Source organism: Kitasatospora sp. Xyl93 (assembly GCF_055383135.1).
Map to the genome: position 1 here is coordinate 7,728,883 of NZ_AP029185.1, position 12,712 is coordinate 7,741,594.

The 12,712-nt window shown below is 74.1% G+C and carries 11 protein-coding genes and 2 pseudogenes; 8 read left to right on the forward strand and 5 right to left on the reverse strand.

Features of this window, described 5'->3' with window-relative positions:
• Positions 1–152 precede the first annotated feature (152 nt).
• The 3 genes and pseudogenes from ACZ5GH_RS33575 to ACZ5GH_RS33585 all read right to left on the reverse strand — a co-directional run.
• Positions 153–1,010: pseudogene (locus ACZ5GH_RS33575) on the reverse strand (ABC-F family ATP-binding cassette domain-containing protein); the annotation flags it as partial.
• Positions 1,011–1,042: 32 nt separating this feature from the next.
• A protein-coding gene (locus ACZ5GH_RS33580) for an IS3 family transposase (protein ID WP_464334099.1) occupies positions 1,043–2,253 on the reverse strand; the annotation gives its coding sequence in 2 pieces (ribosomal slippage) (positions 1,043–1,959 and positions 1,959–2,253; 1,212 coding nt in all).
• Positions 2,254–2,326: 73 nt separating this feature from the next.
• Positions 2,327–3,073: pseudogene (locus tag ACZ5GH_RS33585) on the reverse strand (ATP-binding cassette domain-containing protein); the annotation flags it as partial.
• Between the two features lie 250 nt (positions 3,074–3,323).
• Between ACZ5GH_RS33585 and ACZ5GH_RS33590 the strand changes: the two are divergent.
• On the forward strand, positions 3,324–4,244 hold the full coding sequence (locus tag ACZ5GH_RS33590; RefSeq protein WP_464336169.1) for an ATP-grasp domain-containing protein: 921 nt from the start codon (positions 3,324–3,326) through the stop codon (positions 4,242–4,244).
• 124 nt (positions 4,245–4,368) lie between these two features.
• On the opposite strand, the gene ACZ5GH_RS33595 is transcribed toward ACZ5GH_RS33590, so the two are convergent.
• Entirely contained in the window at positions 4,369–5,703 is a 1,335-nt protein-coding gene (locus tag ACZ5GH_RS33595) for an NAD(P)/FAD-dependent oxidoreductase (RefSeq protein WP_464336170.1), read from the reverse strand.
• Between the two features lie 515 nt (positions 5,704–6,218).
• Between ACZ5GH_RS33595 and ACZ5GH_RS33600 the strand changes: the two genes are divergently transcribed.
• The gene (locus tag ACZ5GH_RS33600) at positions 6,219–7,382 is read left to right on the forward strand and encodes a magnesium and cobalt transport protein CorA (protein WP_464336171.1); all 1,164 of its coding nucleotides are present in this window, start codon (positions 6,219–6,221) and stop codon (positions 7,380–7,382) included.
• A gap of 192 nt (positions 7,383–7,574) precedes the next feature.
• Positions 7,575–7,736 (forward strand): hypothetical protein, encoded by a 162-nt coding sequence (locus ACZ5GH_RS33605; protein WP_464336172.1) that lies wholly within the window; start codon positions 7,575–7,577, stop codon positions 7,734–7,736.
• 94 nt (positions 7,737–7,830) lie between these two features.
• Here the strand turns inward: ACZ5GH_RS33605 and ACZ5GH_RS33610 are convergent, their stop codons facing one another.
• Positions 7,831–8,187 carry a hypothetical protein gene (locus ACZ5GH_RS33610; RefSeq protein WP_464336173.1) on the reverse strand — a complete coding sequence of 119 codons (357 nt, stop codon included), beginning with the start codon at positions 8,185–8,187 and terminating at the stop codon, positions 7,831–7,833.
• Between the two features lie 117 nt (positions 8,188–8,304).
• Between ACZ5GH_RS33610 and ACZ5GH_RS33615 the strand changes: the two genes are divergently transcribed.
• The 5 genes from ACZ5GH_RS33615 (at position 8,305) to ACZ5GH_RS33635 (ending at position 12,679) form a co-directional block, all read left to right on the forward strand.
• Positions 8,305–8,901, forward strand: coding sequence for a helix-turn-helix domain-containing protein (locus ACZ5GH_RS33615; RefSeq protein WP_387757090.1), 597 nt, complete (start codon positions 8,305–8,307; stop codon positions 8,899–8,901).
• A gap of 62 nt (positions 8,902–8,963) precedes the next feature.
• Complete coding sequence (gene lepB, locus ACZ5GH_RS33620; protein ID WP_464336174.1) at positions 8,964–9,989, forward strand: signal peptidase I; 1,026 nt, start codon at positions 8,964–8,966, stop codon at positions 9,987–9,989.
• Between the two features lie 172 nt (positions 9,990–10,161).
• The gene (locus ACZ5GH_RS33625; protein ID WP_464336175.1) at positions 10,162–10,425 is read left to right on the forward strand and encodes a hypothetical protein; all 264 of its coding nucleotides are present in this window, start codon (positions 10,162–10,164) and stop codon (positions 10,423–10,425) included.
• 472 nt (positions 10,426–10,897) lie between these two features.
• Positions 10,898–11,284 (forward strand): hypothetical protein, encoded by a 387-nt coding sequence (locus ACZ5GH_RS33630; protein WP_464336176.1) that lies wholly within the window; start codon positions 10,898–10,900, stop codon positions 11,282–11,284.
• A gap of 165 nt (positions 11,285–11,449) precedes the next feature.
• Positions 11,450–12,679 carry a trans-sulfuration enzyme family protein gene (locus ACZ5GH_RS33635; protein WP_464336177.1) on the forward strand — a complete coding sequence of 410 codons (1,230 nt, stop codon included), beginning with the start codon at positions 11,450–11,452 and terminating at the stop codon, positions 12,677–12,679.
• Positions 12,680–12,712: the final 33 nt, after the last annotated feature.

Consider the following 12,712-nt stretch of genomic DNA (forward strand, 5'->3'; position numbering starts at 1 on the left):
GCCGCCCACCGCCACGGTGGCGGCGCACCCGGCGTTCTCGCCGCCGGAAGGGAGCCCGCCGGAAGGGAGCCCGCCGGAAGGAAGGCCGCCGGAAGGAATCCCGCCGCGAGGAAGCCCGCCGGGACGCAGCCCCGGCGGGCCGGCGCCGGACCTCAGGACTGCGCGACCAGGTCCAGGTACGCGTCGTGCCAGAGGTCCTCGTCACCGTCCGGCAGCAGCAGCACGCGGTCCGGCCGGAGGGCCTCGATGGCGCCCGGGTCGTGGGTGACCATCACGATCGCGCCCGGGTAGGTGCCGACCGCCGCCAGGACCTCCGTACGGGAGGCCGGGTCGAGGTTGTTGGTCGGCTCGTCCAGCAGCAGGACGTTGGCGCCGGAGTGCACCAGGGCGGCCAGGGCGAGCCGGGTCTTCTCGCCGCCGGACAGTACCGCGGCCGGCTTGTCGGCGTCGTAGCCCCGGAAGAGGAACGCGCCGAGCACGTGCCGCAGTTCGCCGTCGGTCAGACCGGGCGCGGCCGCGGCGAGGTTGTCGCGCACGCTGAGCGCCGGGTCGAGGGTGTCGTGCTCCTGGGCGAAGTAGCCGAGCCGCAGGCCGGTGCCGGGGACGACCCGCCCGGAGTCCGGCGTCTCCCGGCCGGCCAGGATGCGCAGCAGGGTGGTCTTGCCGGCCCCGTTCAGCCCGAGCACGACCAGTCGGCTGCCGCGGTCCACGGCCAAGTCCAGGCCGGTCAGCACGGGCCGCCCGGCGTAGGACTTGGCGAGGCTGACCGCGCCGAGCGGCGTCCGGCCGCACGGGGCGGGCTCGGGCAGCCGGATCCGGGCGGTGCGCTCGGCCTGCCGGAGGGGTTCGAGCTCGGCGAGCATCCGGTCGGCCCGGCGGGCCATGCTGCGGGCGGTGGTCGCGGTGGCGACGTTGGCCCGCATCCGGTCGGCCTGCGCGTGCAGGGAGGCGGCCTTGCGCTCGGCGTTGGCCCGTTCCCGGGTACGGCGGCGCTCGTCGGCGGCGCGCTGGGGGGCCCTGACCCCGGATGTTGGACACGGGGTTATGCGGCTTGGGCGAGTGTAGTTGATGTTGTGCTGAGGGCGGTCTCGTAGGCGATCGGGCTGCGGTATCCGAGGCTGCTGTGGCGGCGGACTGTGTTGTAGCGGTGGAGCCAGCGGAAGAGCTCCAGGCGGGCCTCGCGCTCGCTTGACCAGCTCTTTCGGCCTTGGAGGGTCTCGCGTTTCGCCGTCGCGTTGAAGCTCTCCGCGAGCGCGTTGTCAGCGCTGGACCCGACCGCGCTCATCGACTGCCGGACGCCGGCCCGGCGGCAGGCCTCGGCGAAGACCCTGCTGCTGTACTGGGAGCCGTGATCGGTGTGCATCACCGCCCCGTGCAGGCTGCCGCGGGTCCGCTCGGCCGCGGCCAGGGCGTCGATGACCAGCTCGGCGCGCATGTGGTCGGCGATTGCCCAGCCGGCCAGCCGGCGCGAGCACAGGTCGATCACGGTCGCGAGATAGCAGAACTTGCCGCCGCCGACCGGCAGATACGTGATGTCGCCGACGTACTTCCGGTTGGGCTGCTCGGCGGTGAAGTCGCGGCCGACCAGGTCCGGGGCCTTCGCCGCGGCGGGGTCCGCGATGGTGGTGCGGTGCTTGCGCCGCAGCCGCAGCCCGGCGATCTGGGCGGCGTTCATCAGCCGGGCGACCTTCTTGTGGTTCACGACGTCGCCCTGGTCGCGGAGCTCGGCCGTGACGCGCGGGACGCCGTAGGTGCCGTCCGAGGCGGCGTGGACCGCGCGTATCCGCGCGGTGACCTCGGCGTCCGCGGCCTGCCGGGCGGCGCGGTCGGGGGCGGTGGTCTGCCAGTAGTAGAAGCTGGACCGGGCGATGCCCAGGACCTGGCACAACCGCTTGACGCCGTAGCGGCGCTGGTGGTCGGCAACGAACTGGCAGCGGTTCACCAGCGCGTCTCCCCTGCGAAATACCGGGCGGCCTTGCGCAGGATGTCGCGCTCCTCCTCCAGCTCGCGGATCCTCTTGCGCGCGGCCGCCAGCTCGGCCTGCACCGCGTCAGCGGCCGGAACCGCCGCGAGAGCCCCGGCCGCCGAGTGCGAGGCGGGACGGCGTCCGTCGGCGGTCCGAATCCAGTTGCGCAGGGTCTCGGTGTTCACCCCGAGGTCCTCGGCGACCGACTTGATCGTCGCCCCCGGCCGGGACCGGTACAACGCGACCGCGTCCACCTTGAACTGCGGCGGGTAGTGCTTCATCACCATCTGTGCAGGACTCCTGTCCACCCGGACCATCAAGATCCAAGTGTCTCTGGTGTCCAACATCCGGGGTCAGGGCCCGGGTCAGATAGGCCTGCCAGCCCGTGTTGTGGACGTCGATCACGGCGCGCTGCGGGTCCAGGTGGAAGACCCGGTTGACGGTCTCCGCCAGCAGGCCGGGGTCGTGGCTGATCAGCACCAGCCCGCCCTGGTGGGCGGCGAGGAAGCCGCGCAGCCAGGCGACGGAGTCGGCGTCCAGGTGGTTGGTGGGCTCGTCCAGCAGCAGGGTGCCGTGGTCGGCGAAGAGGATGCGGGCCAGTTCGACCCGGCGGCGCTGGCCGCCGGAGAGCGTGCCGACGGGCAAGTCCATCACCCGGGTGGGCAGGCCGAGCCCGGCCGCGACCCGGGCGGCCTCGGCCTCGGCGGCGTAGCCCCCGCGGGACTGGAACCCGGCCTCGGCCCGGACGTACGCGTTCATCGCCCGGCGTTCCTCGGCCGGCGATCCGGCCCGGGCCATCGCCGCCTCGGCGGCGCGCAGGGCCCGGACGGCGGTGTCCAGGCCGCGGGCGGACAGGATGCGGTCGGTGACGGCGGTCGAGGGGTCGGCGGCGCGGGAGTCCTGCGGGAGGTAGCCGACGGCGCCGGTCCGGGTGACCGTGCCGGCGGCGGGTGCCAGCTGTCCGGCCAGGGTGGCGAGCAGGGTGGTCTTGCCGGCGCCGTTGCGGCCGACGAGGCCGATCCGGTCGCCGGGGGCGATGTGCAGGGTGACGTCGGACAGCAGCAGGCGGGCGCCGACGCGCACGTCGACACCACGGGTGGTGATCATCGGGTAACGCTCCGAAATAACTAGCGAACAGACGGGTGGCGTGGAAGCGGGCCGTCGGCTAGGAGATTCGGGGCGTGGACATGAGGACCACGGTAGCGCGCGGAGAGGAACCGGCGCATTCGAATTGACGGACGGACCCCGAACCGGTGGGTGCACCCGGATCCGATGGGGCGGTTTCGGCCACGCCGCGCGGCGGATGGCGCACGGAGCCGTCTTGTCGTGGCCACGTCGTCATCGCTTGCATGGCCGCATGCCCCGACGCGACCTCGTACTCCTGACCGATCACAGCTCGACCGAAGGCAGCCGGAAGGTGCTCGCCGCCGCCGCGCGGACGCTGATCGGCCGGGAGCCCGTACAACTCGACGCCCGGCACTTCATGACCGGCGGCAACGGCCTGATCGAGGCCGACGACGCGGGCGGGATCCGGCTGACGGGCGGCGGCCGGACGGCGACCGCCGAGACGGTGATCGTCTACGAGATCCCGCCGCACCGGCGCCGGGCGTTCGAGGACTGCCAACGGCGGCTGCGCGGATTCGGCGCCCGCTCGCTCGGCACCGACGCCGCGGCGTGGCGGGCGGCCACCGAGAAGGACCTCACCGTCGCCCGTTTCGTCCGGGACGGCGTGCCGCACATGCCCAGCATCGCGCTCTCCGAGCCGAGCCCGGAGGACGCCGCCGAGGCCTTCGCGGCCCTCGGTGGCGACGTCTGGGCCCGGCCGTGCGTCGGGATGGGCGGCGACGACGTCTTCCACATCACCACCGGTGCCCAGCTCGACGCCGCCGCACGGCACTACGCACAGACCAAGGCGGACTGGCTGCTCGCCCGTGACGCCCGGAACTTCCTCCCCGACGGGCGGCGCCACCAGTACCGGGTGGTGGTGCTGAACGGGCGGGTGGTCCGGGCGGTCGAGCACGTCCAGGCGGACCCGGACGCGCCCTGCAACGAGAGCCGGGGAGCCGTCTCCACGCTGCTCGACTACACCGAACTCCCGGACGGGCTCGCGGAGTCGGCCGTCGCGGCGGCCACTTCCCTGGGGCTCGACCTCGCCGGCGTGGACCTCGCCGCCGAGAGCGGCGGCGTGGTCTTCGAGGTCAACGTCCACCCCGCCTTCGGCCTGCGCGGCCTGGAGCAGGTGGCGCTGCCGTACGTCGCCGCGCACCTAGGGGAGTAGCACCGGCGGCGGTCCGCCCCGCCTCGGCCGACCCCACCGCCCGACCCCACCGCCCGACCCCACCGCCCGACCCCACCGCCCGCCGGCAGCGCCCCCGGCGGCCGCCCTCGGCCCCGCGTCCCCCTCAGCCGCGCAGCACCGACGCGAGCACCGAGGGCCGGAACAGCAGCGACGGCGGCTCCACCAGCGACATCACCTCGTGGAACGCCTTGGTGACCGCCGGGTCCCGGGTGCTGCCCGCCAGCACCTTGTCGAAGAAGCGGTGCTGGAGCTCGATCAGGGCGCCGGAGGGCGCGCCGGTGGTGGTACGGAAGCGGGCGTCCTCGGCGCAGGAGATCATCCACGGGACCTTGGACGCCGTGGCGACGGCGCGCCGCGCGGCCCGGGCCGTGGTGTGCCCGATGCCGCCGTGCCGCTTGGCGGTGCGGCGCAGCTCCCGGGCGCAGAACAGGGCGACGGTGACCCCCTGCCCGTACACCGGGTTGAAGGTGCTCGCGGCGTCACCGACCACCACCAGCCCGTCCGGGCAGCTGCGCTCGTAGTGCCGGCGCACGCCCGGGCCGGGGTGGAACCCCCGTACCTCGCCCGCCGGTTCGGCGTCCCGCAGCACCTCGTGCAGCAACGGGTCGCGCAGCAGGCCCAGGTGCTCGGTGAAGCCCTCCTCGCCGGCCGCCGGCTCGGCGCCGCGCATCCCGGCGAGGCTGACGATCCAGCGGTCGCCCTCGACCGGCAGCAGCACGCCCAGCCGCGGCGCGTCCGGGGCCTTGGTCTGGATGTAGACCGCTCGGTCGCCGAGGTCGGCCCCGGCCGGGCGGTGGAAGATCCGGGAGGCGTAGGAGACGCCGGCGTCCACCCGCTCCTCGGGCACCGGCGGGCACCCCAGTTCGGTGAGCCACTTCGGCACCGAGGTCGAGCGGCCGGTCGCGTCCACCACCAACTCCGCCGGTATCTCGCGGACTTCGCCGCGATCCGGGCCGCGCTCGCGGATCTTCACCCCGGTCACGGCAGTCGCCGAGCCGAGCAGTCCGACCGCGTCCGTCCCCTCCAGGAGCTCGATCGCGGGGTGGGCGCGGAGCCGGTCCAGCACGAACGAGTCCAGCAGCGGCCGGGTGCAGGAGAGGAAGCTCATCTGTGCCGGGTACTCGGCCAGCCATCCGGCGGAGCAGAGCCACTTGACGTCCGAGACGGACACCCGCCGCGCGCCGGCGGCCGCCAGCTCCTGCCTGATGCCGGGCATCATCTCCTCGAGCAGCCGGTGCCCGGCCTCCAGCACCAGGTGGGCGTGCCGGCCCTGCGGCACCCCGGCCCGGAACTGCGGCCCCGCCGGGTACCGGTCCCGCTCCACCACGACGATCCGCTCAGCGAACCCGCGCAGCGCCCACGCGGCCGCCATCCCGGCCAGCCCGCCGCCGATCACCACCGCCGTACCCAGCCCCGAGGCCCTCTCCGAAGAAGTCATGACACGTAGCGTAGTGGCGCGGTCGCCTCCGCGTGATCGCTTCGCTCCGGAGGAACGTCCCTGCCGGGCAGGGAGGTTGACGCCTGGCCGGCCCGTCCTGGCCAAGCCGGACCGGACCGGGCCGAATCAGACCGGGAGGGGCGGATACGGGCGGCCGCGAGTGCCGGTCGCGGGCGCCGGGCACGACCTGCGGCGGGGCCCGGTCCGAGCCCGGGGCGCGCGGGTACTAGACTCGACGGGGTTGTGCTGGCGCCTTTCCGGTGCGTGAGCGCTCGGCGCCCAGGAGGTGAGAGCTGTGGAGTGCAGTAGTACGGGTCGAAGTCGGCCCCGATCCCGGTTGTCCCGCACCACTCGCGGCCCCCGGCACACCTCCTCCCGTACGGCTCCCGCGCGGCACTGACCTCGTCCTCCCGACGAGGTGCCGCCGGTCGCGCCGTGCGCGTGGCGGCCGGCCGGGCGCCTCCGGTCCGCCGTGTTCCGTACGGCGGCCGGGCAACTCCCGTGGAGGTCCCGCCATGTCCGACTGGCGTGTGCGCGCCGTGCGCGCGAGCAAGCGTCCGTTCTCCCGTACCGTCGTCCGGCCCGCCGACACCCAGCCGGCGCCCGAGCACTCGATGGACCCGCGCCCGGACCAGCCGGTCGAACCGGTGACGCTGGAACGTTCCGTCGTGGACGCGGCGGTCTACCGGGACGGCCACCGGATCGAGGCGCCCACCGACCTGGCGGACATCTACCGCAAGCTGCCCGACCGGCCCGGAACGATGGCCTGGATCGGCCTGTTCCGCCCCGCCGAGACGCAGCTGCTGGAGGCCGCCGACCGGTTCAACCTGCACGAACTGGCCGTCGAGGACGCCATCGTCGCCCACCAGCGGCCGAAGCTGGAGCGCTACGGCGACACCCTGTTCGTGGTGCTGCGCGCCGCCCGCTACCTGGACGAGGCGGAGGAGGTCGACTTCGGCGAGATCCACCTCTTCGTCGGCCCCGACTTCGTGATCACCGTCCGCCACTCCCAGGCCCCGGACCTGTCGGCGGTGCGCCGCCGCCTGGAGGACGACCCGGAGCTGCTGGCGCTCGGTCCGGAGGCGGTGCTGTACGCGGTGCTGGACGCCGTGGTGGACGGCTACGCGCCGGTGATCGCCGGCCTCCAGCACGACATCGACGAGATCGAGACCGAGGTGTTCGGCGGCGACCCGCAGGTCTCCCGCCGCATCTACGAACTGTCCCGCGAGGTGATCGAGTTCCAGCGCGCCACCCGCCCGCTGCTGGAGATCATGAAGAGCCTGGAGGCGGGCTTCGGCAAGTACGGCACCGACGAGGAACTCCAGCGCTACCTGCGCGACGTCGCCGACCACGCCACCTACGCCGCCGAGCGGGTGGACGGCTTCCGGCAGATGCTCCAGAACATCCTGACCGTCAACGCGACGCTGGTCTCGCAGCGGCAGAACGAGGAGATGAAGCAGCTCGCCGAGGCGGGGCACGCGCAGAACGACGAGATCAAGAAGATCTCCTCCTGGGCGGCCATCCTCTTCGCGCCGACGCTGATCGGCACGGTGTACGGGATGAACTTCGAGGAGATGCCGGAGCTCAAGTGGGCCTTCGGCTACCCGTTCGCGATCGGGTTGATGGCGCTGGTGTGCACCGGGCTGTACCTGGTGTTCAAGAAGCGGGACTGGCTGTAGGGCCCGCGTCCTGGCGCGTGCGGGGCGGCACGCGCCGGGGCCCGCGCGCCGGGGCTCGCGCGTGCCGGTGAGCGGGACCGCGCGGTTGCCGCCGTTCCTCACCGGACGGTGACAACTCGGCCTCGGTCCAAGGACGTTCGGTACCCGCGCGGGCGGGGCGGGGGACTCTTCCGGGGACGGGGAGGAGGCCCGATGCGGGCGGTGGCGGGGATGGTGGTGACGGCCGTGGCGATCGGCCTGCTGTTGGGCGGGGCGGCGGCCCTGCTGCTGTTCGTCCTCGCGGACTGGTTCGATCCGATCGCGCGGTGGGTGCACGAGTACGGGTTCCTCCCCTGGGGCCGTGAGGCGCCCTGACACCCGGACCCGCCCCGGGCACCCCCGCGTACCCCGATGCGCCCTGACGCCCCGACGCGACCCGGACACCCCGACGCGCCCTGACGCCCCGGGCCTACCCGTGCCGCAGCCGCTCGTACTCGGCCTCCGGGTCCAGCTGCCGCCGGTACTCGACGTGCAGCCGGACGGTGCCGTCCGCTCCGGCCAGGCGGTCGAGCGGGCCCCGGGCGGCCGGGAGCGGGCGGGGTAGCGGCCACTGCTGGGCCAGGACGGCCAGCGGGGAGCCGTCGGCGGCGTACACCACCCAGGTGGCGAGGCCACCGCCGATCAGCGGGAGGCGGGGGCGGGGGAGCCCGAGGGCGGTGAGCGCCGCCGGGGCGTCCAGACCGTCGGGGAGGAGGACGGTCTCGGCGTGCGGGGCGTCGGCGTCGTCGCCGGCCGCGACGCTGTCCCGGGTGAGGAGGAGGCGCATGACGGGAGGATAGGTCGGGCCGGCGGACGCGCTGCGGTGACCCCCAGGGGTGGCGGCCGGGGCCTCACCCGTGTGCCGGATTGACAAGGGGCCTTGCCGTACCGGCAAATGACAGGCATGGCCGACGAAGAGTTCGAGAACGTCCTCACCACGGTGGGCCCGCGGCTGCGGGCGCTGCGCCGCGAGCGCGGCACCACGCTCGCCAAGCTCGCCGCCGCGACCGGCATCTCGCTCAGCACGCTGTCCCGGCTCGAATCCGGGCAGCGCAAGCCGACGCTGGAGCTGCTGCTGCCGCTGGCCCGGGAGTACCGGGTGCCGCTGGACGAACTGGTCGGCGCCCCGGCGACCGGCGACCCGCGGATCCACCCGCGCCCGGTGACCAGGAACGGCCAGACCATCGTCCCGCTCACCCGGCACCTGGGCGGGCTGCACGCCTACAAGCACATCGTGCCGCCGGGCCGGAACGCCGGGCCAGAGCTGGAGTTGAAGGTCCACGAGGGGTACGAGTGGCTGTACGTGCTGTCCGGGCGGCTGCGGCTGGTGCTCGGCACCCACGACCTGGAGCTGACGGCCGGTGAGGCCGCCGAGTTCGACACCCGCACCCCGCACGCCTTCGGCAACGCGGGCCCGCAGCCGGTGGAGTTCCTCAGCCTGTTCGGCCCGCAGGGCGAGCGCATCCACGTCAGGGCGCGCCCGGGAACCTCTGTTCGGTAGGTTCGTTCCTGACAGGGGGTCTTCGTACCGGCTCCCACCAGGCCGTCGGAGGGGCCGAGGAGATGAGTGTGCAGCAGAGCGCGGAGTCCGGGGAGAGCGGCGGAGCAGGGGAACGCGGGGAGGCCGGGAACGGCCGGCCGGAGGCGGGCCCGGGTACTGCGGAGGCGCAGGACGCGGACGCGGGCGCGGGCTCGGGCGCCGGTGCTCCCGAGGAGGCCGACGCCCCCGCGAAGACCGGCAAGGAGGCCGAGCGCGCCCGGAAGAAGCGCCCGTTCTGGCAGGAACTGCCGATCCTGCTGGTGATCGCGCTGCTGCTCTCGCTCGGCATCAAGACCTTCTTCGTGCAGGCCTTCTCCATCCCCTCCGGCTCGATGGAGCAGACCCTCGCGATCGGTGACCGGGTGCTGGTGGACAAGTTCACCCCGTGGTTCGGCGCCGAGCCCGAGCGCGGCGAGGTGGTGGTGTTCCGCGATCCGGGCGGCTGGCTGGAGGGCACGCCGACGACCTCCGGCGACTCCGTGATGGGCACCGTCCAGAAGGCGCTCAGCACCGTCGGCCTGATGCCCTCGGCGGACGAGAAGGACCTGATCAAGCGGGTGATCGCGGTCGGCGGGGACACCCTCGACTGCGAGGTGGGCGCGCCGCTGAGGGTGAACGGCGTGGCGCTGGACGAGCCGTACCTGTTCCCCGGCTCGACGCCCTGCGACAACGACCCGGTCGGCACCATCACCGTGCCCAAGGGCAAGCTCTGGGTGATGGGCGACCACCGCAACAACTCGCGGGACTCCCGCTGGCACCACAACCAGAGCGGCGACGGCTTCGTGCCCGTGGACAACGTGGTCGGCCGGGCCTTCGTGGTCGCCTGGCCGGTGTCCGACTGGTCCACCCTGCCGGTCCCGGACACCTTCGACAAGGTGCCGGCCGGGGCAGTGGGCGCGGCCGGCGTCCCTGCCGGGACGACGCCGTTCGAGGCGCCGCCGGCACCGGAGGCCGCCGCACTGGCCGGCATCGTGCCGCTCGCCCTGTGGCAGCGGAGGCGGTCGGCGCGCGGGGCGGCGGCGCCCACGGAACCGTCGCGCGGAGCGTAGCCGCAACAGACGTACGCGCGCCCCCGGCGGACCGGCCTGGATCGATCGTCTTCGACAGAACTCACCCATCGGTCTCTACACGCCTGTAGAGTTCGGTGGGTGAGCTGTACCCCCGGCTGACGGCCGCCCCAAGGGCGTCCGGCCGCCGGGGCCGGGCCGGGGAGGCGGAGCCGTGATGGAGAGTCAGCGCAGTCCCGAGGTCGCCGGAGACCGGGCGGACCCGCAACCGGCGGACCGGGACGTCCGGTGGGTCTACCAGCCGGTCGAGGTGCACCTCGGCGGCGGCACCTGGGCGCTCGGCCGGATCAGTGCGTGGTGGCAGGACGCGGCCGGGCAGCGCTGGTGCCGGCTGCGGGTCGGCCGCAGCGGACAGCCCGCGCTCTGGCAGCTGTTCGACCCGTCGCGGGTGCAGTTGCTGCCGGTGTCCGGGCTCTGAGCGGGCCGGCCGGGACGTCCCGGCGGCACCGGTCGGAGATCCCCTGCGAGTGGCCGGGGTCCACGGCGGCAGCAACTGCCATGGCCTGTGCGAGCGGCACGGCACCGCCGTGGGCTGCCATTTCGCCTGCCACCACTGCCCGGAACCTGGCGGTCGACGTCCGAACCGTTCCGGATCGGTCGGACACGGGCGACGCGGCGCTGACGTCTCCTCGGGCGCCCCGCCGGCCCGGTGTGGCGAATTCCGGGCTCCGGGGGGAACCCCTGCGGCCGGACTCGACGTCATCCTCCGCGGTTGCCACGCGTGCCCGTCGACAGCGGCGGGGCGGGTGGCCCGCGGCCGGAGGCGATCCGAGCAGGGGCCGGCGCTTCGGATTCTTACACTGCTGTAGAAGAGCAGTGGAGCATACTGGGCGCGGATGGGAAGACCAGCTGGTCAGACCATGACTGCCTGGACTCGTATGAGGAGCACGATGACTGATCGGATCGCACGTTCGATAGCCGGCGCCCTGGTGGCCCTGCTGGCCGCCGTCGGCCTCACCGCCGCGGCTTCGGGCGCGGCGGCGGTGGCCGCACCCCGAACCGTCGCGGCCGCCGCCGCGAACCCGGGCGCGGCAGGCACGCAGGGTGCCGAGGCCGTGGACTCCGGCCGGCAGGTCCGCACCGAGGCGCGTGCCGCGGCCGCCGTCGACGCCGCTCACCTCGCGTCCAAGGACGAGAAAAAGAAGAAGAAGAAGGGTTTCTTCGCCAAGCTGGGCAAGTTCCTGCTGGTCGTGGTCATCCTGCTCATCGTGCTCGTCGTGCTGCTGATCGTCGGGATCGTCTACGCCGCCAAGCGGATCTTCAGCCGACGCAAGTAGCCGGGGGGCGGGGCCGCAGGCGAGAGGTCCGCGGCCCGCACGCGGCCGCGACGGTGCGTTCGCCGCCGCCCCCAGGGCGGTGGAACCGGAACGACTGCCCGACCAGGGCCACTTGACGGCGATTGGCCCTGGTCGGCGCGCCGGGGCCGGCCGAGGATGAGCGCCATGAACGACTTCCACCCCGACGGGGCCCCGCACGCCACCTCCGGTACGAACGACGGGCTGCGCCCCGAGAGCCGGGTCGTCCACCCGCCGCTCGCCGAGGTGACCGGCAGCCGTCCGCTCGGCGTCCCGCTGCACCAGGGCCACCTGTTCGCCTTCGAGACCAGCGACGCGCTCACCGAGGCCCACGGCGGACCGGACGGCGCCTTCTTCTACAACCGCTTCGGCAACCCCACCGTCCGCTCGCTGGAGCAGGCCGTCGCCGGACTGGAGGGCGGCACCGGCGCCGTGGCCACCGCCTCCGGCATGGGCGCGATCAACACCGCGCTGCTCGCCCTGCTGCGCGCCGGCGACCACGTGATCGCCCAGCGCAGCCTGTACGGCGGCACCGTCAGCGCGCTGACCGACCTCACCGAGCGCTGGGGCGTCGAGGTCACCTACGTGAGCGGCGACGACCCCGCCGGGGTGGATGCCGCGCTGCGTCCCACGACCCGGGTGCTGCTCCTGGAGACCGTCTCCAACCCCACCACCCGGGTCACCGACCTGCCCGGGCTGATCGCCGTCGCCCGGCGGGCCGGGGTGGTGAGCGTGGTGGACAACACCTTCGCGACCCCGCTGCTGTGCCGCCCGATCGAGCACGGCGCGGACATCGTGGTCCACTCGGTGACCAAGTACCTCGGCGGGCACTCGGACGTCCTCGGCGGGATCGCCGTCTTCGCCGACCCGGAGCTGCACCACCGGGTCTGGCGGCGTTCGCTCGAACTCGGCGCCTGTGCCGACCCGTTCGCCGCCTGGCTGACCCTGCGCGGCATGCAGACCCTCGCCCTGCGGGTCCGCCGCCACTGCGAGACCGCGCTCGACCTGGCCGGCCGGCTCGCCGCCCACCCCGCGGTCACCGCGGTCCACTACCCGGGCCTGCCCACCCACCCCGACCACGAGCGCGCCCGCCGCCTGCTGCCCGACGGCCACGGCGGGGTCCTGGCCTTCGACCTGGCCGGCGGGCGCGAGGCGGCCGCGACGTTCACCGAGTCCGTCCGGCTCGCCTCGCTCGCCCCCTCCCTGGGCGACGTGCACACCCTGGTGCTGCACCCGGCCAGCACCTCCCACCGGCAGCTGTCGGACGGGGAATTGGCGGCGGTGGGCATCGGGCCGGGCACGGTGCGGGTGTCGGTCGGCATCGAGCACCCGGAGGACATCTGGGCGGACCTCCGGCAGGCGCTGGCGAAGGTGTGAGCCCGGAGGGGGAGCCGGTAGGGCCCGGCCGCC